The organism is Bradyrhizobium sp. MI1.11 (assembly GCF_055811255.1).
In genome coordinates this window covers 1-19,536 of record NZ_JBVVPM010000032.1, presented here as the reverse complement: position 1 = coordinate 19,536, position 19,536 = coordinate 1, and the positions used below count along the sequence as shown (strand labels likewise).

21 protein-coding genes and 1 pseudogene are annotated in these 19,536 nt (G+C 64.2%); 7 read left to right on the top strand and 15 right to left on the bottom strand.

The features are described 5' to 3' along the window. Nucleotides 1-95: 95 nt before the first annotated feature. The 5 genes from AC0L30_RS27645 to tolQ form a co-directional block, all read right to left on the bottom strand. Nucleotides 96-2,426: a putative bifunctional diguanylate cyclase/phosphodiesterase gene (locus AC0L30_RS27645; protein ID WP_007596307.1), complete on the bottom strand. Its 2,331-nt coding sequence runs from the start codon at nt 2,424-2,426 to the stop codon at nt 96-98. Between the two features lie 243 nt (nt 2,427-2,669). Beyond that, nucleotides 2,670-4,016, bottom strand: a complete 1,347-nt coding sequence (tolB, locus tag AC0L30_RS27640) for a Tol-Pal system beta propeller repeat protein TolB (RefSeq protein ID WP_007596313.1) — start codon at nt 4,014-4,016, stop codon at nt 2,670-2,672. A 41-nt stretch (nt 4,017-4,057) separates the two neighbouring features. After that, complete coding sequence (locus AC0L30_RS27635; protein ID WP_007596315.1) at nt 4,058-5,017, bottom strand: hypothetical protein; 960 nt, start codon at nt 5,015-5,017, stop codon at nt 4,058-4,060. A 3-nt stretch (nt 5,018-5,020) separates the two neighbouring features. Further along, nucleotides 5,021-5,470: a protein TolR gene (gene tolR, locus AC0L30_RS27630; RefSeq protein WP_018453789.1), complete on the bottom strand. Its 450-nt coding sequence runs from the start codon at nt 5,468-5,470 to the stop codon at nt 5,021-5,023. 43 nt (nt 5,471-5,513) lie between these two features. Then, nucleotides 5,514-6,230 (bottom strand): protein TolQ, encoded by a 717-nt coding sequence (gene tolQ, locus AC0L30_RS27625; protein ID WP_007596319.1) that lies wholly within the window; start codon nt 6,228-6,230, stop codon nt 5,514-5,516. 537 nt (nt 6,231-6,767) lie between these two features. Here tolQ and AC0L30_RS27620 point away from each other — a divergent pair. Then, nucleotides 6,768-7,286: a DUF2231 domain-containing protein gene (locus AC0L30_RS27620; RefSeq protein ID WP_473405651.1), complete on the top strand. Its 519-nt coding sequence runs from the start codon at nt 6,768-6,770 to the stop codon at nt 7,284-7,286. Between the two features lie 35 nt (nt 7,287-7,321). Here AC0L30_RS27620 and AC0L30_RS27615 read toward each other — a convergent pair whose 3' ends face one another. Next, entirely contained in the window at nt 7,322-8,089 is a 768-nt protein-coding gene (locus tag AC0L30_RS27615) for a serine acetyltransferase domain-containing protein (RefSeq protein WP_473405650.1), read from the bottom strand. 318 nt (nt 8,090-8,407) lie between these two features. On the opposite strand from AC0L30_RS27615, the gene AC0L30_RS27610 reads away from it, so the two are divergent. Beyond that, a complete protein-coding gene (locus AC0L30_RS27610) occupies nt 8,408-9,571 on the top strand; it encodes an acyl-CoA desaturase (protein ID WP_473405649.1) in 1,164 nt (387 codons plus the stop codon). Between the two features lie 204 nt (nt 9,572-9,775). Here AC0L30_RS27610 and AC0L30_RS27605 read toward each other — a convergent pair whose 3' ends face one another. The 5 genes from AC0L30_RS27605 to AC0L30_RS27585 form a co-directional block, all read right to left on the bottom strand. Then, nucleotides 9,776-10,261, bottom strand: coding sequence for a DUF2852 domain-containing protein (locus AC0L30_RS27605; protein WP_007596323.1), 486 nt, complete (start codon nt 10,259-10,261; stop codon nt 9,776-9,778). A 120-nt stretch (nt 10,262-10,381) separates the two neighbouring features. Next, nucleotides 10,382-11,122, bottom strand: a complete 741-nt coding sequence (locus AC0L30_RS27600; protein ID WP_007596325.1) for a TetR/AcrR family transcriptional regulator — start codon at nt 11,120-11,122, stop codon at nt 10,382-10,384. A gap of 95 nt (nt 11,123-11,217) precedes the next feature. Beyond that, entirely contained in the window at nt 11,218-11,580 is a 363-nt protein-coding gene (locus tag AC0L30_RS27595; protein ID WP_007596326.1) for a YciI family protein, read from the bottom strand. 38 nt (nt 11,581-11,618) lie between these two features. Then, complete coding sequence (locus tag AC0L30_RS27590; protein WP_007596329.1) at nt 11,619-12,023, bottom strand: YciI family protein; 405 nt, start codon at nt 12,021-12,023, stop codon at nt 11,619-11,621. 78 nt (nt 12,024-12,101) lie between these two features. Beyond that, nucleotides 12,102-12,467: a nuclear transport factor 2 family protein gene (locus AC0L30_RS27585; RefSeq protein ID WP_473367440.1), complete on the bottom strand. Its 366-nt coding sequence runs from the start codon at nt 12,465-12,467 to the stop codon at nt 12,102-12,104. A 155-nt stretch (nt 12,468-12,622) separates the two neighbouring features. Here AC0L30_RS27585 and AC0L30_RS27580 point away from each other — a divergent pair, with 155 nt between their 5' ends. The 3 genes from AC0L30_RS27580 to AC0L30_RS27570 all read left to right on the top strand — a co-directional run bounded on the left by AC0L30_RS27580 (nt 12,623) and on the right by AC0L30_RS27570 (nt 14,718). Further along, entirely contained in the window at nt 12,623-13,411 is a 789-nt protein-coding gene (locus AC0L30_RS27580) for an SDR family NAD(P)-dependent oxidoreductase (RefSeq protein WP_007596332.1), read from the top strand. Between the two features lie 82 nt (nt 13,412-13,493). Beyond that, complete coding sequence (locus AC0L30_RS27575; RefSeq protein ID WP_354168042.1) at nt 13,494-13,931, top strand: hypothetical protein; 438 nt, start codon at nt 13,494-13,496, stop codon at nt 13,929-13,931. Nucleotides 13,932-14,364: 433 nt separating this feature from the next. Next, on the top strand, nt 14,365-14,718 hold the full coding sequence (locus AC0L30_RS27570; protein ID WP_007596336.1) for a hypothetical protein: 354 nt from the start codon (nt 14,365-14,367) through the stop codon (nt 14,716-14,718). A gap of 106 nt (nt 14,719-14,824) precedes the next feature. Here the strand turns inward: AC0L30_RS27570 and AC0L30_RS27565 are convergent, their stop codons facing one another. From AC0L30_RS27565 to AC0L30_RS27550, 4 genes are all read right to left on the bottom strand, one after another. Beyond that, complete coding sequence (locus AC0L30_RS27565) at nt 14,825-15,238, bottom strand: VOC family protein (RefSeq protein ID WP_473405648.1); 414 nt, start codon at nt 15,236-15,238, stop codon at nt 14,825-14,827. 38 nt (nt 15,239-15,276) lie between these two features. After that, the gene (locus AC0L30_RS27560; RefSeq protein ID WP_007596338.1) at nt 15,277-15,813 is read right to left on the bottom strand and encodes an SRPBCC family protein; all 537 of its coding nucleotides are present in this window, start codon (nt 15,811-15,813) and stop codon (nt 15,277-15,279) included. A gap of 95 nt (nt 15,814-15,908) precedes the next feature. After that, the gene (locus AC0L30_RS27555; protein ID WP_473405647.1) at nt 15,909-17,225 is read right to left on the bottom strand and encodes an RNA polymerase sigma factor; all 1,317 of its coding nucleotides are present in this window, start codon (nt 17,223-17,225) and stop codon (nt 15,909-15,911) included. After that, nucleotides 17,222-17,590, bottom strand: coding sequence for a YciI family protein (locus AC0L30_RS27550; RefSeq protein ID WP_473405646.1), 369 nt, complete (start codon nt 17,588-17,590; stop codon nt 17,222-17,224). Before AC0L30_RS27550 ends, AC0L30_RS27555 begins: the two co-directional genes overlap by 4 nt. A 143-nt stretch (nt 17,591-17,733) precedes the next feature. Here AC0L30_RS27550 and AC0L30_RS27545 point away from each other — a divergent pair, with 143 nt between their 5' ends. After that, the gene (locus AC0L30_RS27545) at nt 17,734-18,699 is read left to right on the top strand and encodes a 2-hydroxyacid dehydrogenase (RefSeq protein WP_473405645.1); all 966 of its coding nucleotides are present in this window, start codon (nt 17,734-17,736) and stop codon (nt 18,697-18,699) included. A 117-nt stretch (nt 18,700-18,816) separates the two neighbouring features. Then, nucleotides 18,817-19,380 (top strand): annotated as a pseudogene (locus tag AC0L30_RS27540) (cache domain-containing protein); the annotation flags it as partial. Between the last annotated feature and the right edge of the window lie 156 nt (nt 19,381-19,536).

Genomic DNA, 19,536 nt, shown 5'->3' with positions numbered 1-19,536 from the left:
AAAGGCTTAGAAACGTTAGGGTTAACCTTGCGGCCCGCAAAAACACGGGGCGCGAACGAGAGCCGAGGGCGTTGAAGAAGTGGGGCAGCGAAAGATCAGGCGATCGATCGCGAGGACACCATGACGATCTGGTCCTCAGCCCCGCGACGGCCATGCGAGGCATTGAGCAATTGGCGAATCCGGACTGCCGGCACCGGCCGGCTGAACAGATAGCCCTGCCCTTCGGTCACGGTGCCGTCGGCGCTGATCAGCTCGAGCTGATCATTGGTCTCGATGCCCTCGACCACGACGGCCATGCCGAGATCGGCCGACAGCCGCGCCACCCCGCGCAGCAGCGTCAGCGGCCGGTCGGCATCGATGCCTTCGAGGAAGGAGCGGTCGATCTTCACCTTCTGCATCGGGAAATTGTGCAGGTAGCTGAGGCTCGAATAGCCGGTACCGAAATCATCCAGCGAAATGCCCACGCCGATCGCATGCAATTGCGACAGGATGTCGTGCGTGAGCTGGGTGTTGCGCAACAGCGAGGATTCGGTGATCTCGATCTCCAGCCGATGCGCCGGCAGCCCCGAAACCTCGAGCGCGTAGCGGATTTCGCTCAAGACGTCGCGCTGGTGGAATTGCTGCGGCGAGAAGTTGACGGCGACGCTGACGCCCTCCGGCCATTTCATGCATTCCATGCAGGCGCGGCGCAGGATCCAGCGGCCGAGATCGACGATCAGCCCCATGTCCTCGGCGACCGGGATGATGTCGACCGGCGAGACCGTGCCGCGCACCGGATGATTCCAGCGCAGCAGCGCCTCGCACGTCGTGATCTTGCCGGACTTCAGATTGACCAGCGGCTGGTAGAACAGCTCGAACTCCTCATTGGCGAGCGCCTTGCGCAGATCGAGCTCGAGGATGCGGCGCGCCTCGACGGTCGCCGCCATCTCGTCGCGGAAGAAGCAGAATGTGCCGCGACCGTCGGCCTTGGCCCGGTACAGCGCCATATCGGCGTTCTTGAGCAGCGTGTCCGCGCTGACGCCCTCCGGCGCGGTCAACGCGATGCCGACGCTGGCGCCGATCTCGACCAGATGATTGTCGATGCGGTAGCGCTCGCTCAGCCGCTCGACGATCCGGCGCGCCAGCGCAGCGGCGTCCTCGGGCGAGGAGATGTTCTCCTGGAACACGACGAATTCGTCACCGCCGAAGCGGGCGACGAAATCCTCGGGGCGCAGCATCTCGCGCAGACGGTTGGCGACCGCGCACAGCAGCTGGTCGCCGCAGGGATGGCCGAGCGTGTCGTTGACCTGCTTGAACTGGTCGAGGTCGACGAACAGCAGCGCGGACAGGCGCTCGGCGTCGTGCGAGATCGCCAGCAGCCTTTCGATCTCGTCGCGGAAATGAACGCGGTTGGGAAGCGCGGTGAGGTCGTCGTAGCGCGCCAGATGCGTAATCTTGGCCTCGGCGCTGCGACGGTCGGTAATGTCCTCGACCAGCACCACCGCGCCACCGTCAGCCATCGGCTGGACAGTCCAGGACAACGACCTGTTTCGCTGCGTATCGGGATCGGCGGTGATGATCTCCTTGGCTTGCGAACTCTCGATGTCCGTGACGATCCGCTCGCCGCTCCCAGCCGAGATGGACCCGGCGCTGACGCACGCCGCGACGATGTCACGCGCGTTGACGCCGCGTTGCGCCAGACCTTCCGGCAGATTCATCATTGCGCCGAAGCGGTGGTTCATGACCGCCAGCTGTCCGTCGACGCGGAACATGCAGAGGCCGTGCGGCATGTTGTTCAGCGCCGTATCGAACTGGCCGGCGAGCGCGGCTTCACGCTCCCGTGCCACGACCGCTCCCATGAAGATTCGGTGCAGATTCACCGAGAGCTGCATGATCGCCATCAGGAACGCGGCGCTGACCAGCGCCATCGCGATGTAGTAGGGCGTTCCACGCAGTGCCAAGGCAAGCACGGCCGGACCGAAAATCAGCACGGCCTGGAGGTGGAAGATCGCAGGCCGGCCATATGCCCTGCCCGCGCCGCCCGCCGCGATTCCGGTGGTGACCGATAAGGCGATCATGTGGGCCACAGCGTCGTCGGTGGCCAGCAGGGCGGTGGCGCACCAGATGCCGATCGCAGCCGCCTGGATCTTTGCCCCGATCTGATAGCGCTTCTGCCAGCGTGCTGCCGCCTCGATGGTCATGACCGACTGACGTGCCTGATAGAGGCGCAGGTCGATCGCCCGCGCAGTCCCCGCCAGGACAAGAAGTGCGACGCACGCCCAGATCAGCGGCTCGCCCGTCCTCAGCGCGGTCAGGGCCGCACCGATCGACACGAAAATGAGTCCTGCCAGCAGCGGACCAGGCGCTTCGAACAGCGAATCGATTTGCGCCGCCGAAGTTTTCGGCGGCCGCTGTTCCGGCTCTCCGCTCTGACTTGCAAACTGCATCTGGTGTTTACGCGCGTCCTGTCTGGAGCGCAGTTTTACCGATCCGGTATGAAGTCTTTCTGAGGGAATATCGTTAAAGTCGAGTTGTTTTGAACGAGCAACAGTCGAAATAGATCAATAGAAACAAACCCATGGGAAAAGTTTGCCGAGTGCAACCTTAAAGAACAATTATCGCGGGGAAACATCGCGCCAAGTTTTCGAAAAAGGCGCGCGGTCAAATCATTGCGCATCGAGGACGGGCGGCTAGCCCGATGTCGAGGACAATAGCGGCGACCATGCGGGGTCGGAGGCGAAGCCCGGCGTCGGCACCTTCAGCTCGTTGCGGCCCGAGATGTCGACCGAGAACAGCGATGGCCCGCCGCTGCCGCCGGGATCGCGGAAGAACATCAGCACGCGGCCGTTCGGCGAGAAGGTCGGGCCTTCGTTGTGGTAGCCGGAGGTGAGAAGCCGTTCGCCGGAGCCGTCCGGCTTCATGACGCCGATCGAGAACTGCCCGCCACCTTGCCTGGTGAAGGCGATGTAATCGCCGCGCGGCGACCACACCGGCGTCGAATAGGTGGCGTTGTTGTCGTCCTTGGAGAAGGAGATGCGCTGCGCCGCTCCGCCGCCCGCGGCCATGACATAGATCTGCGATCTGCCGCCGCGATCGGACTCGAAGCAGATGCGGGCGCCGTCCGGGGAGTAGGACGGAGAGGTGTCGATCGCGGGCGTGTCGGTGAGGCGCGTGGTCGAGCGCGAGCGCAGATCCATCACGAACAGGTTGGAATTGCCGCCCTGCTGCAGGCTCATGATGACGCGCTGGCCGTCCGGCGAGAACCTCGGGGCAAAGGTCATGCCCGGGAAGTTGCCGACGATCTCGCGCTGGCCGGTCTCGATGTTGAACAGGTAGACCTTCGGATCGCCCTGCCCGAACTCCATGTAGGTGATCTCTTGCGAGTTCGGCGAGAAGCGCGGCGTCAGCACGAGGTCGGAGCCGCGGGTCAGATAGCGCACATTGGCGCCGTCCTGGTCCATCATCGCGAGCCGCTTGACGCGGCGCTCCTTCGGCCCGGTCTCGTCGACGAACACCACGCGGCTGTCGAAATAGCCCTTCTCGCCGGTCAGCTTCTCATAGATCTGGTCGGAGATGATGTGGGCGATGCGGCGCCAATATTCCGGCGAGGTGAAATATTGCTGGCCGGCGAGCTGCTGGCCGGTGACCACATCCCACAAGCGGAATTCGGCCTTGAGGCGCCCGTCCGGCTGCCGCGTCATGCGGCCGGTGACGAGGGCCTGTGCGTTGAGCGTCTTCCAGTTCTCGAATTGCGGCGCGACGTCGATGTTGCTGATGCGCTCGATGAAGGCGGCCTGGTCGACCGGCGCGAACAGGCCCGAGCGTTTCAGATTGTTGGTGATGACCTGAGTGACGCCGTTGCCAACGTCGCCGTCGGCCGGCGAGCCGGGCACGAAATTGGTGATCGCAATCGGGATCGGCCGAAACTCCGTGGGATCGATACGGAGCCGTCCCTGCGGCTGCTGGGCGAAGGCCTGCCCGCCTCCGAGCATCGCGAGCGTCGATCCGGTCAGGGTCATGAAGCGGCGGCGGTTCATCGATCGAACGTCATTCATCGCAAAATTCTTTTGTTCGGATGTCACAACATGTCTTTCAGGCCGAAAGTCATCGGAATGAGCTTCCAGCTCTCGTATTGCTGCTTCGGCATGAACGAATAGACCTGACACTGCACGATGGCGCGTCTGGCACTCTCCGCCACCGCCTGTGCGATCGACCGCGACGGCCCCCTCACCGCGACGACGATCGGCTCGGACGCGAGCGATCCGTCGATCTTCATGGGAATGTCGATGTCGGCTTCGTATTGATCCGCATCCTGCCCGTTATAGGTCGGCGTGAAGCAGCGCTTCACCGCCCCTTGGAACGCCCCCCGCCAGGTCGCAATGTTGTTGGCGGCCGTTCCGCTCGTCGATCCCAGCGAGGCCGACGCATTCAGCGTCGAGCCGGCGAGTTCGTGCCGGGTCGCCGCGCGCTTGTCGAGATCGCGCTGGATCTGCGCGGGATCGAAGCTGCGCTCCTTGGGCTTCGGCACCTGCTGCGGCTGCACCGCTGCGACCTTCTGCTCCGGCGGCTTGGGCGGCGGCTTCTTGGTTTCGAGCTTTTTCTGGAGCTCGGCGATCGGATCTTCCTTGGCCGGGTCAGGCTTTTTTTCCGGCGGCTTCGGTTCTTCTTTGGGCTTCGCCTCGGCGACGGGCTTGGGCGGCTCGGGCTTCTTCTCGACCGGCTTCTCGACGGGTTTTGGCGGCGGTTCGGGCGTCGAGTTGGTCTTGATCAGCTCTTTCTTCTCGGTGACCTTGCCGACGGCGTCTTCCTCGGGCTTGGCTTCCGCGATCTTCTCGACCTTCGGCTTCGGCTCTTTCTTGTCGCCGGTCTTCTGCCCCGACATCATCTGCGCGAGCTGGTCGGTGGAGATGATGTCGATCGGCAGCGACTCTTCGGCCGGAACGAAAGCCCTGCTGCTAAAGGTGACGAGCCCCCATCCCAGCACGAGGACGTGGAGGGCAATCGACGCAACGAGTGTCTTGTCGACCTTCACCTTCACGGTCTACCCCTGATCCGCTTCCGTGACGAGCGCCAGCTTCTTGAAGCCTGCGCCGGACAACTGGCCCATGACCTTGGCCACCGTCCCGTAATCCGCCTTCTTGTCGGCACGCAGATAGATGCGCTCCTCGAGCCCGCCGCGCGCGTCCGTGATCGCCTTCAGCTTGGGGATCAGTTCGTTGATCGCGATCTCGGCGTCGTTGATGAACACCTTGCCCTTGATGTCGACCGACATCTGGATCGGCTTCTGGTCGTTGTTTTCGAGGCTCTTGGCCTGGGTCTGCGGCAGGTCGAGCGGCACGCCGACCGTCAGCATTGGCGCCGACACCATGAAGATGATGAGCAGCACCAGCATCACGTCCACCATCGGCGTGACGTTGATTTCGGCCACGACCGGCTTACGCCGGCCACGGCGCCCACCGCCTCCGGACGAACTCGCGACGTTCATGCCCATGGTCTGGTGCCCAAATTGCCCTTCACACTATACATGCCGTCCGTCAGCCCCGCTCGTCGATCTGACGCGACAGGATGGCTGAAAATTCATCGGCGAAGCCTTCGAGCCGCTGGGCCTGCCGGTTCACCTCGGAGGTGAACTTATTGTAGAAAATAGTGGCAGGAATGGCGGCGATAAGGCCGACGGCGGTTGCAAACAGCGCCTCCGCGATACCGGGGGCCACCACCGCCAGAGAGGTATTTTTCGACGCCGCGATCGACTGGAAGCTCGACATGATGCCCCAAACAGTGCCGAACAGGCCGACGAAGGGGCCGGCGGAGCCGACGGTGGCGAGCACCAGCAGCCTGCGTTCCAGCCGCTCGACCTCGCGGGCGATCGAGACATTCATGACCTTGTCGATGCGCATCTGAAGGCCTGCGACCGAGCGGGCCTGGCTCTCGAACGAACGCTTCCACTCGCGCATCGCCGCGACGAAGCAGGCCGCCATGGAATGCGTCGGCTTGGCCGAGAGCGTGCGATAGAGGTCTTCGATCGACTCGCCGGACCAGAAAGCCTGCTCGAAACGGTCCATCGAGCGGCGGGTGCGGGCAAACAGGAAGATCTTGTCGATGGCGATCGCCCAGACCCAGACCGAGCAAGCGAGAAGCCCCAGCATCACCGCTTTCACGATCCAGTGAGCCTGCCAGAACAGCGCGATCAGCGACACGTCCGCGGAAGCGGCAACCGGAAGGGCTGACTGAGCCACGTCGGCCGGATTCATAAGCAGTATCCTCTCAAGGCGATCGTTACCTGATGTCCCGATCTAATGTCCCGGCCAGCAAATGGCCGCCGGTTCCCCAATAGCCGCGCTAGAACCGGCGCGGCCGGCAAGCCCGCTCAAAGCCTTGTCTTTCTGGGTGCAGGGCTCTTCCAAAGCCAGCCGCCTGCATTCCCTGCCAAGATGTCAAAACTATGGGCCCGACCCCAAGGCTCAGACTTCGGGCTTTGGGCGCGATTGTCCGCAATTACCAGAGCCCGGCGATGGTTAATGCTGGGTTACCGCAGGCGGATTTGGCTGCGGGAAAGAGAGGTGGCGCAGGGGGATGGGTGGTGCGGCGGGCGAGTCCGTGATCCAGACGCGCCGCAACACCCACGCGGGGGCCTCGGCTCTGCGGCGCGTCCTCGACAGGACGTTGCGCTGCGCCCAGGACCAGAGTTCCGCTTCCAGCGGGCGCATCAAAACGGAGCCGCTACCGTCGGAGGAACCAGCCCTCGCCCGAAAAATTGTCTGGAAAATCACTTCTCGCGAGGTTTTGCCATGAGCATCAACCCTAAGACGACCGCCGCCATCGGCGATCATCCGCTCCACCCCATGATCATCCCGTTCCCCGTCGCTTTCCTGGTGGGCGCGCCCATCGCCGATCTCGCCTTCATTGGAACCGGCGACGGCTTCTGGGCCAGAGCTGCCATGTGGCTGATCGGCGCCGGCATCGTCATGGCGCTCGTTGCTGCCGTGGCAGGATTCACCGACTTCTTCAGCGACGCCCGCATCCGCAACCTCAACGACGCCTGGTATCACATGGGCGGCAATCTCGCGGCCGTCGTGCTCGCCGCGATCAATTTCTACCTCCGCTACGCGCAAGGCGCGGAGGCTGCAGTCAAGCCGTGGGGCGTGGCGCTCTCTCTGATCGTGGTCGGCATCCTCCTGTTCACAGGATGGAAGGGCTGGGAAATGGTCTACCGCCATCATGTCGCGGTACTGGACGCGCCGGGCCAGACCAGTTCGGAGCCGGTCACCCCGCATCATGGCGGCGAGAGCCACCGCCGCGCCGCCTGAACGAGGAGTATGTCGCCTGATGACGTGAGGGCGAGTCAGGCCGCCGAGGCGGATTCGGGGCAATTGGTCAGCCGCGCCGGATTGCCGATTGCGGTGCAGCCCGGGGGCACGTCGCTCGTCACGACGGTGTCGGCGCCGATCTTCGCACAATCGCCGATCCTGACGTTGCCGAGAATTGTGGCGCCGGAGCCGATGAAGACGCCGCGACCGATGCGAGGCGAGCGCGCCGGCAGTTCCGTGCCACGACCGATGCTGACGTTCTGAAGGATGGTGGCGTCGTCGCCGATCGCCACATCTGCACCGATCACGATGCCGGTGGCGTGGTCGAGATACACCGATGATCCCAAGCTCGCCGCCGGATGAATGCTGACCTGCAGGACGTTGGAGGCCTCGTTCTGAAACAGCAGCGCCGCGTCGCGATAGCCGTGATGCCAGAGCCAGTTCGAGACGCGCCATGCCTGCAAGGCGACGTAGCCCTTGAAATGCAGCAGCGGCGCCAACAGTCCGGTGATGGCGGGATCGCGGAGAACGATGGCTTGTAAGTCGCAGCCGGCCACCTCGATCAGATCCGGCTGGCCATGGAAGGCGTCGCGGGAAAACGTCGTGAAGCGCTCGCGTTCGGCCGCGCTGTCGCCAAGCCGGCGTCCGATCAGATCGGACAGTGCGGCGGTAAAATCGTCGTGGACGAGGATGAGTCCGACAAGAGCCTTGCCGAATATGGGGTCGGCTGCCGCTGCGCGCTGCGCCTCGTCGCGGATCTCCTGCCAGAGGGCCTCGCTCGCCGTCATCGCCGCTTCCGCCATCGTTGCTGCCTGCGGTATTTTGACGCTTCCTTTTCACTGTCGGATATAAACCGTCGGCAGCCCGCGCGCCACGCACCCCGTGACGCTACGAGCTTGCATGCCAAGCGGCCTGGATCATATATAGGCCGTCGAGTTCGCGGTCGAAGCTATGGCCTCAGGTTGACTTTGCCGCGTGCGGCCGCCTTGGGCCAGGGTTGTCCAAGCATCTCGTTCAAGACCCCGCGGTGGTCCGCCATCGCCGGGTTTTTCGTACACAGCGGCCCTCAATGCTGCCGAAGCGAAACTCGAAATCCCCGTCATCCAAGGTCACGCCAATACATGTCGCCCAACGCCCCCGCCGACGACCAACACGACGACATCATGTATCCCTCCGCCCTGCCGTTCCTGCTGGTCCATCTCGGCTGCGTTGCCGCCATCTGGACCGGCATTACCTGGCAGGCCGTCGCGATCTGCGCCTCGCTGTATGTCGTGCGCATGTTTGCAATCGGAGCGGGCTACCACCGCTATTTCTCCCATCGGGCTTTTGCGACCGGCCGGGTGTTTCAGTTCATCCTGGCCTGGCTTGCGCAAAGCACCGCGCAAAAAAGCGTTTTGTGGTGGGCGGCCAAGCATCGACATCATCATCTACATTCCGATACCGAGGACGACGTGCATTCGCCGCGTCACCGAGGCTTCCTCTACAGTCATCTCGGCTGGATTTTTTACCGGGAGCACGATGGCACCGACCTCGTGAAGGTCGGCGATTTCGCCGCCTATCCGGAGCTGATGTGGCTGCATCGCCTGGAACTCCTGCCGGCCGTGACGCTGGCTGCGCTCTGCTTCCTGGTTGGCGGATGGTCCGGTCTCGTCGTCGGCTTCCTGTGGAGCACCGTGCTGGTCTATCACGCGACCTTCTGTATCAATTCCCTCGCCCACGTGCATGGACGCAAGCGGTACGTGACCGGCGATGATTCCCGCAACAATTGGCTGCTGGCCTTATTCACCCTCGGTGAGGGCTGGCACAACAATCACCACGCCTACCAGAGCAGCGTGCGGCAGGGTTTTCGCTGGTGGGAAATCGATGTCACCTATTACATCCTGAAGGTGCTGTCCTGGTTCGGCGTCGTCTGGAACATGAAGTCGCCGCCCGAGCAGGTGCTGCGCAACGAGCAGCCGCTCGGCGCACGCGTCATCAACCGGGCGGCCCGCGAGCTTGCCGGACGGTTCGATGCGCAGACCCTGGCGCACGCGATCTCGTCGGCGCTACGCCGAGCCGATTTGGCCCAGTTGCAACTGCCGACGCTGCACGACATCCTCAGTCGCGCGCATGAAGGCGTCGATGCACTGACCCATCTGCATTTGCCGAAGATTCCCACCCGCGAGGAGTTTCTCACCGAGGCCAAGGCGATGTTCGCGCGAACGCGATCACTCAACGAGATCGTGGACTACGCCTACGAACACTTCCTGGAGTCGGTTCGCGCGCAGCTCGCCACGGCGCGCTGACCAAGTCTCTCCAGGCCAAGACTCTCCAGGCTAAGACTTTCCAGGCCAGGACATTTCCAGACGGTCGCGGCGGCCTGCCGCGCATTCCCAAAAACAAACCGCCCCCCTGCGGGTTGCGCAGGCGGGCGGCTTGGGGCCATCAGGACTTTGGGGGCATGCGCCTGACGGCTTTGAGAAGCGTCAGTCTCGAGATCAACCTTGAGATCAACCCTGCTGCTGGTCGGTCGGCGGCGGGGTCGGGCGCGTCTTGTGTTGCGCCATGAACTGGTCGAACTCTTCCTTGTCCTTGGCGTGACGCAGACGGTCGAGGAAGTTCTTGAACTCGACCTGCTCTTCCTCGAGCCGCTGCAATGTCTCGGTGCGGTACTCGTCAAAGGCGCGGTTGCCGCTCGAGGGCGGGCCGAAGCCAAAGCCGAAACCGTGGCGCTCCATGCGGCCGCGCATACGGTCCATCTTGTACTGCATCCGCTCCATCTTGTTCTGCCAGCGATCCTGGTTGCTCCAGCACGACATTCTTCTGCTCCCGAGTGTGAAAAAGAGAAGGGCAAGTCCGATCGGCCACCAGATGATGAAGCCGAGGATGGTCACGGCGATCCAGCCGGGATGCCAAGGCGTGTTGAGCATGTGGGGGCGCTCGTAGTGTTGGTCCGAAGGGCCGCGCCATCGATTGACATCAGCGGTGTAGGCCATTTCCCTCTCCATGACGGCATCAGCGCCGTTGTAAATGTAAATAACATTTACATAGGTAGATCATCCCGCGATTTTGTCAAGCCGACCGCCTGACAGGGCGAGGCAATTATTTGGGTAACTTTATTTCGGCTTGCCCCAGGGACCACCGGGCGGCACGCCGGAACCGGAGGATGCCTCCGGTGGCACCGGCGGCGGCTCGGCGCTTTTCGCCGGAGGACGGCGATCGGTCGGGAAGCCGAGACCGCGGAGATAAATCAGCACCTCGGCTTCGAGCAGCTCGTCCGGCGACATCGGCAGCTTTCGACGCGCGGCATCGCCGCGGGAGAACAGCGAGGCCACGCCATGCGCCATCGACCAGATGTGCAGCGCCATCATCATCGCCGGAGGCCGCGGCGTGCCCGGCGGCGCCAGCGCGGCAAGCCGCTCCGCCGCGGCACGAATGACGTTGAAAGCACGCTCGCTAGCGGCCTGTAGCGCCGGATTGACATCCACCGGCACGCCCGATTCGAACATCGCGTTGTAGAACGCGGGCTCCTCGCGGGCGAAGGCGAGATAGGCCCTGCCGACACGCTCGAACGCCGTGACGGTGTCGGGCCGTCCGTCGTCCCAGGCCGCGGTCAGGCGCGATTCGAACTGCTCGAAACCGCGCTGCGCGATCGAGGACAGCAGTTCGTCACGGTCGCGAAAATGCCGGTACGGTGCCGCCGCACTGACGCCGGCCATGCGCGCGGCATCGGCAAAGGTGAAGCCGGCCGCGCCCTTCTCGGCGATCAATCCAAGGGCGGCCTGCAGCAGGGCTTCCTTCAGATTGCCGTGGTGATAGCCGCGCTCGGCGCGGCGCGTCTCCTTGCGCCAGCTCATGTGAACGACCTTTACATGAGCTGGGCAGGAAGGTCACTAGCGGCGACGGGTTGATCAGCCCGTATTCTCCCCGGTCCGGGGCAGCGGCCGAAGCCCTAGCCGCCAGGGATCGGCAGCACCGGCATGATCTCGACGCGTTCGCCGGGGAAGATCGTGAAGTGCGGGTGGTTTTCGAACATCTTCGCCGCGGCTTCGTGCGAGGCCGCACGCACCACGGTGAAGGCGCCCATCTCGTTGGCGATGTCGGCGAGGCCCTTGCCGTCGACCTTCTTGGTCTTGCCGAGCGGCCCGCCCATGGCCTGGATCGCGCCTTGGTGCTTTTCGACCCAGCCCTTCCAGGCCGCCATGCCCTCCTGCTCCTTCGCCTTGCGCTCGGCCTCGGGCATCGCATCCCATGCGGCCCATTTGGAGCTGGTCTTGCTGCCGAGGAAAACGGCGAGATAGGTATCGGTGCTCATCGGTTCTCTCCTTTGCTGATGGATAGACAAAGCTGCGGCTATTTCTTGAGGTCGCCGAAACCGGCGGCGGCCTCCTGCACGTCAGGCGGAAAGTCGCTCATCTCCTGCACCTGACGGATCTCGATGATTTCGTTCGGTGCGGCCGGACACCGCCTGGCCCAGGCGATCGCCTCGGCACGCGATGCAACCTCGATCATCCAGTACCCGCCCAGGACCTCCTTGGCCTCGGCGAACGGGCCATCGGTCACGATGGGCTTGCCGGCCGCAAACGAGACGCGCGCGCCCATCGAGGGCGGGTGCAGGCCGTCGAGCGTGATCAGCACGCCGGCGTCGTTCAGCACCTCGTTGTAGCGCATCATCGCAGCGACCCGCTCGGGATCGAGCTGAACGTCGGGCGCTGCGGTCTCGTAGCCGAGCGGGATCATCAGCATCATGAATCGCATGGAGGTTCCTTGCTTGCTTAGTCGCCCTTACCCAAGACGAGCGAACCCTGACGGAACCGACAGCGTGGCGACAATTATTTAGCGCGCCTGCGGCAGGAAACGCCCGTCCTGCCGGGCAGCGCCGAAATAAACCTCGATGCGGCGAACCTTGCCGCCGGCGAAGGTGAAGAACTCGGTGTTGCGAAAGCTCCTGCCATCTGTCGCCAGGCAGAGATAGGTGACGAAGGCCTCGTCACCTTGGACGAAAATCCGCTCGATGTCGTGCCGCGCAATCCAGCCGGTGTCCCTCCAGCAACGCTCGAAATAGGCCGCCTTGTCGAGGTCCTCGTCGAACGGGCTGGTGAAGCGGAAATCGTCCGCCAACGCGTCGGCGACCCGTTGCCGGTCGTTGTCGAGATATGCGGCGAAAAGGTCTCGAATCAGGCGCTCGTGATCGTTGGACATTCCGGGTCTCCCTGGCAATGATCCCCTGGAAGACGATCCATCGAGGACCGTCCCGACATCGTGGCTTCGAGTTAAGGCCTTCCTCGTCGGAACGAAAGCGAAGTAAAAGAGGCTCGCGCTCGCGCGACCAATCTTTCATAAGGACCGATCAGCCAATGCCCCCTACCCCGCACCGCGTTGCCCTCGTCACCGGAGCCGCGCGTGGCATCGGGCTTGCGACCGCGAAGAAGTTTTTGACCGAGGGCTGGCGGGTTGCGTTGCTCGACATCGAGGGCGAGCTGCTCGGCCGCGCGGTTGCCGAGATCGGCCGGGACGAGGCCACGCTGGCGCTGACCTGCGACGTCTCGGACGCAGCCGCGGTTGCCGCCGCGATGATGTCGGTCGAAAGGCGGTTCGGCCGGCTCGACGCGCTCGTCAACAATGCCGGCATTGCCGTGTTCGCGCCGCTGATGGAGACGTCGGAGACCGATTGGCGGCGCGTGCTCGAGGTCAACCTCACCGGCCCGTTTCTCTGCACCAAGGCGGCGGTGCCGCTGATGCGCGACGGCAATGGCGGCGCCATCGTCAACATCACCTCGATCTCGGCGGTGCGCGCCTCGACGCTGCGCTCGGCCTACGGCACCAGCAAGGCGGGCCTCGCGCACCTCACCAAGCAGCTCGCGGTCGAGCTTGCGTCCTTCAACATCCGCGTCAACGCGGTCGCACCGGGACCGGTCGACACCGCGATGGCGAAGCAGGTGCACACCAGGGAGATCCGCGCCGACTACCACGACGCCATCCCGCTCAACCGCTACGGCCTGGAAGAGGAACTCGCCGAAGCGATCTACTTCCTGTGCTCGGAACGATCCAGCTACATCACCGGACAAATTTTGGCCGTCGATGGCGGCTTCGATGCGGCGGGCATCGGCCTGCCGACGCTGCGCGGCGAACGGCGGAACGGGTAGGCACGGCGTAGGTTGGCCTAGCGAAGCGTCACCCACCTCTTCTCGTCGGCCAATCCTACGGACTCGAATTCGCGGAGGCTTCATGCGACGCGTCACCTTCCTCAGCGCCTTGATGCTCGTATCCGCGCTGCTCGCCGCCACGCCTGCCTTGGCCGAAATCCGCATCATCCAGTCGCCCGGTGGACAGGTCGGGCCGTTCCTCGATTTGTTCGAGAAGGTGCGCGAGAGCGGCGAGCGCGTGGTGATCGACGGTCCCTGCCTGTCCGCCTGCACGCTGGTGCTGAGCATCGTGCCGGGCGAGCGGATATGCGTCACCAAGCGTGCCGTGCTTGGCTTTCATGCGGCGCGCTCGGTCGACCGGCGCGGACGCTTCTACGCCGAGCCGGAAGCATCCGATGCGGTGCTTGCGGCCTATCCCGGCCCGGTGCGCGACTGGATCAGCCGCCGCGGCGGCCTCTCGTCGCGGTTGCTTCTGCTGAAGGGACGCGACCTCGCCGCGATCTATCCGCGCTGCCGGTGACGATCAGCGGACGCAAGCGCCCGCCAAATCGCGCCGGTCACCTGCTTCGTGAGGCCTAATAAAAACTCTGGATCAGCTGGGTCAATTCCATGCTCGCGCAGATGAGCATACCCCAAAGTGCAAAGTTGATCTGCAGCGCCGCCGCCATCGGTCGCTCCCCTTCCAAGTCCGCCCGCCCCAGTTTTTAGAGTTTATGACGAAATAAATAACGATTCTGCGCCGGAGTTCACAGCCTAATATTGCGCCAGTTGTTGTGCGATGCGGTCCGCATCATTTCACGAAGCGGCCTCACTGCTCTCGCAATGTGGTGCGACACTAAAATTCATATTCGGCCGTGTCGGCCAGGCGTTTCCCTTAGGTTCCATTTGAGCGGTGCGACGCAAGCTTCGGCAAGCGAATTTGGCGCGTCGCATACAACACCCAAGGGTTCGGCATGATGCGACACGGCTTTGTCTTGCTCACGTTTTGCGCAACGCTCATGGGATGCGTGGTCGCGCCTGCTCAGGAACGCCGTCCGATCGCATGGGACGGCCTCGGTCAGGATCCGAACCGTCCCTACGTCATCAAGCGTCGCGTGGCGACCCAAGCTCCCGCGGCGAGTGATCCGAATCAGGAGCGAGAAAGAGTCCTCGGCACCTTGCGCCCGTACTCCGCGGCGTGGTGGGCAATCCATGACGAAATCGAAGCGGAGAATGACAAGCAGCTCGGGACAAAGCTCGTGATCTGCCCGCGCTGCGTTCCCTCCTCCCAACCACCGAGCAATGACGTGACCGGATCGATCCGCTGAGGCGGCATGCGGTCGATCGGCACATCACGCAACATCTCATGCGCGCCCCTCTCCGCATCGTCAGGGAGAGGGGATCGCCGCTTGGCGCGTCAAGCGATCGCGGCTGTCACATTCCCTCGGCCGGGCAGTTCACCATCCAGGGAATGCCGAACTTGTCGACGCACATGCCAAAACCCTTGGCCCAGAACGTCTTGCTGAAGGGCATGGTGACGTTGCCGCCATCGGCGAGCGCATTGAACTTGCGCGCGCCGTCCGCGGGATCCGCGACCGTGAGCGAGATCGAAAAGCCCTGCGGCTTGTGAAAATGCTCGCCTGGTGCGTCGGAGGCCATCAGGACGCTGCCGTCTGGCAGCGACATCCGCGCATGCATAATGATCTTCTCGCGGCCGGGCGTGGCGGGCACCTCCGGCGGCGCATCCGAGGCGCGCATCATCGCATCGATCTTGCCGCCCAAGACCTTGGCGTAGTAGTTGAACGCCGCTTCGCAGGTGTCCTGATAGAACAGATAGGGATTGAGCATCGTTTCTCTCCGTTTTGCTTTCATTCGGGGTGACGGCGCTACTTCTCGGTGAGCTTCTTCAGGCTGGCCAAGCCCGCCTCGAAATCCTTGCCGATCATGTTGTCCATGTTGATGAACACCTGCATGACCTTGGACAGGAACGGCGCCGGACCGGACATCGCCCACGTGACCAGTGTGGCATCGCCTTGCGGCACAAAGGTGAACTCGGCGGTGTTGTGGCCTTCGAAAGGCCGCTCGAAGTCGAGCTTGATCCGGAGTTTTGACGGCGCACTCGCCTCGAGGATCTCCATATGGCCGGCGCCGACATTGTTGTTCCCGTCCCAGGCATAGGTCGCGCCCTTGCCCGGCGCAGTTCCGCCGAAGCTGCGCTTCATCGCGGGGTCCCGGCCCTCGTAAGGTGACCAGGCGGTCCAGCGATGGAAATCGGCGACCAGCGGATAGATCGCATCGGCGGGCGCCTTCACGGCGAGGCTGCGTTCGACGCGGAAGGTGCCGGATTTCGTCAATGCGAAGACGAGGACACCCGCGAGTCCGATAGCGAGCACGACGGCGATGATGGCAATGGCTTTCAGCATGAATGGCTCCCTGGATACGCTCCTAGGACGAAGGGAGGGGACCGGGCCCGACAAGGCGAAGCGAAAATTTTTGCGATGCCCGAAGCAGGCGCTCCCTACTTCACCTTGGCGCCTTCGACCTTCGCGCCCTGCCTGGCGCCGCCATTTGCGCCGTTCGGCTGGCTGTCGCGGATCAGGCGATCGAGATGCATGCGGATGTGAGCGGCTTCTGCGGACGTGTTGGCGAGGGCGATGGCGCGGTCGAAGGCGATGCGGGCTTCGTCGTTGCGGCCAAGCTGCATCAGGAAGGCGCCGCGCACGCCGTAGAAATGGAAGTAGTTGGCAAGCTTTGGCGCCAGCGGCTCGATCAGGTCGAGCGCGGCTTGCGGACCGCGCACCTTGGAAACCGCGACCGCGCGGTTGAGCGTCACCACCGGCGAGGGCTGCACCACCTCCAGCGCGCCATAGAGCAGGTCGATCTGCGCCCAGTCGGTCTCCTCGGGCGTGGAGGCGCGGGCATGCAGCGCGGCGATCGCAGCCTGGATCTGGTAGGGCCCGCTGCGGCGATGGCGTATCGCCTTGTCGATCAGCGCGAGGCCTTCCGCGATCATCGTGCCGTTCCACAGCGAACGATCCTGGTCATCCAGCAGGATCAGCGAACCATCCGCGGCAAAGCGCGAGGCACTGCGCGCATGCTGCAACAAGATGAGCGCCGTGAGCCCCATGATCTCCGGCTCGCTCTGGAACAGCCGCAACAGCAGCCGCGCCAGCCGGATCGCTTCTTCGCACAGCGGCTTCCTGATTTCGGCGGTGTCGCCGCTCGCCGAATAGCCCTCGTTGAAGATCAAATAGATCATCGCGGCGACAACGGCGAGCCGCTCCGCGCGCTCGACCGCGCCCGGCGTTTCAAACGGCGTCCCGGCCTCCGCGACCTTGGCCTTGGCACGCGTGATGCGCTGCTCCATCGCCGCTTCCGACACCAGGAAGGCGCGCGCGATCTGCTTCACCGTCAGGCCGCAGACGATACGGAGCGCCAGCGCGATCTGCTGCGTCGCCGGCAGCCCTGGATGGCAGCAGATGAACATCAGCCGCAGAATGTCATCGCGGTAGTGCGAGCCGTCGAGCCGCTCCGCGAGCGCGCCCTCGGCGTCGTCGAGATCGGAGATCGCCTGGTCGTCCTCCGGCAGCGGCTGCTGCTTGCGGGTGCGGCGCACCTCGTCGATCGCAACGTTGCGGCCGACCATGATCAGCCAGGCCACGGGATCCCGCGGCGGCCCGTTCTGCGGCCATGTCTTCAGCGCGCGCAGGCAGGCGTTCTGGAATGCCTCCTCGGCGGTGTCGAGATCGCGGAAATAGCGCAGCAGCGCGCCGACCGCCTGGGGGCGCGCCGAGGTCAGCGCGGTCTCGATCCAGGCGGTATCGGCCTCGCTCACGTCAGATTTCCTCCGGGCCTGAACACGCCCACGGGCCGCACCTCGTAGGCGCCGCCGGGATTGGCGGCGCCGAGGTCGCGCGCAACGTCGAGCGCCTCGTCGAGGTTTTGGCAATCGACGATATAGAAGCCGAGCAACTGCTCCTTGGTCTCCGCGTAGGGGCCGTCGAGCACCAGCGGCGGGTCCTCTTTACGCAAAGTCGCGGCCGCGGTGGTCGGCAGCAACCGCGCCACCGGGCCGAGCCGGCCTTGGCTCGTGAGCTTCTCTTGCACCACGGCGAGCTTCTTCATCACGGCTTCGTCCTGGTCCTTGCTCCAGGAGCCGACGAAGTCCTCGTCGTGATAGCAAAGGATCGCATAAAGCATGGGCAGTACCTTCCCTGACCTCTTGTTTTGAAGACGATCCAATATGCCTCGCCCCGACAGGGCTGCGGAAAAAATTTGCAAGAAAAATCCGGAAGATCGTGCCAAGGAGGGCCCTCAAAAGCGGAACCTATAGAGGCACTCGAATGACCGTAGGCACACTGGCCGTCCTGATCAACAGCACGCAGCAAAACTGGCTGCCGGAGCGCTGGAAGGCCCGGTTCGACGCGGTCTGCGGCGGCCGCCGCGTCGTGCTGCTGCCCGATGCCGGGCTCGATCCGGCCGAGGTGCACTATGCCGCGGTGTGGAAGCCGGTGCCGGGCGACCTCGGCTCCTTCCCCAATCTGCGGGCGATCTTCAATCTCGGCGCCGGCGTCGATGCGCTGATGGCGGACAAGAGCCTGCCGAACGTGCCGCTGGTGCGTGTCGCCGTGCCCGATCTGACCGGCCGCATGACCGAATACGTCGTGCAGCACGTGCTGATGCACCACCGCCAGGAGCTTTATCTGCGCCAGTCGCAGCGCGAAAAGCGCTGGGAGCCGACCTATCAATGGCCCGCGAGCGCCGTCACGGTCGGTGTCATGGGACTGGGCACACTCGGCGCCGATGCGGCCGATGTGCTGCGGCGGCTTGGTTTCCGCGTCGCCGGCTGGAGCCGCGGCCCGCGCACCATCGCAGGCGTCGAATGCTTCCATGGCGCCGGGCAGATCGACGCGTTCCTGCGCACGACCGATATCCTCGTCAGCCTGTTGCCGCTGACGCCTGATACACACGGCATCCTCAACCGCGATGTCTTCACCAAGCTCAACCGCAAAAGCCCGCTCGGTGCGCCCGTGCTGATCAATGCCGGCCGCGGCGGCCTTCAGAACGAAGCCGACATCCTGGCCTGCCTCGACGACGGCACGCTGGGCGCCGCCTCGCTCGACGTCTTCGTGCAGGAGCCGCAGCCGAAGGACAGCCGGTTCTGGACCCATCCCAAGGTGCTGCTGACCCCGCACAACGCCGCCGACACCGACGCTGACGCGATCTCGGCCTATGTCGCCGAGCAGATCGCGCGGTTCGAGGCCGGTGGCGTGCTGGAGAACGTGGTGGACCGGACGCGGGGGTATTGAGACCTCACGTGCCATCGAGCCCGTAAAATCACTGATCGTCGGCCGGTATCCCGTTCACCCTCTCTTAGCGAGAAGTTGATAGGCGTTGTTAATCAACGCTCAACGAACGAGTCGGACATGCGCTTCACGCTCGGCCTCAGGATGCGGATCACGGTTGCGCTGGCGGTGACGGCGGCGGCGACCGCCCTGTTCGCCGTGCTCGGGGCGATGTGGATCATTTCCGGCATCATCGACCGCGCCGATCAGCGCGAGCTGCGCAGCCATTACGACGCGCTCCAGTCGCGAATTGCCGAGGAATCCCAGCGTGCCGCCGCCATGAGCGCCGTCGTCGCCGCAATACCGGCGACGCAGGACGCGATGGCCAAACAGGATCGCAACGCTTTGATCGGCCTGTTCGGGCCGGTGTTTGCCGCGACCAAATCGGAGTACGGCATCGAACAGTTCCAGTTCCATGTGGCGCCCGCGACCTCGTTCCTGCGCGTACACCAGCCTGCTAAATTTGGCGACGACCTCTCGGGCTTCCGCAGGACCGTGATCATGGCCAACCAGGAGCACAAGGTCGTGGTCGGCCTCGAGGGCGGCTTGGCCGGGCTCGGTATCCGCGGCGTGGTGCCGATCGCGCAAGCCGGCAAGCATCTCGGCTCGGTGGAGTTTGGCCTGACCTTCGGCCAGTCCTTCCTCTGTCTCTTATAAACATATGACGCTGCCGAAGATCGCATAAGTGTAGATCTCGGTGGTCGCCGTATCATTAAAAAAAAAATGGGGGGGGGGGGGGGGGGGGGGGGGGGGGGGGGGGGGGGGGGGGGGGGGGGGGGGGGGGGGGGGGGGGGGGGGGGG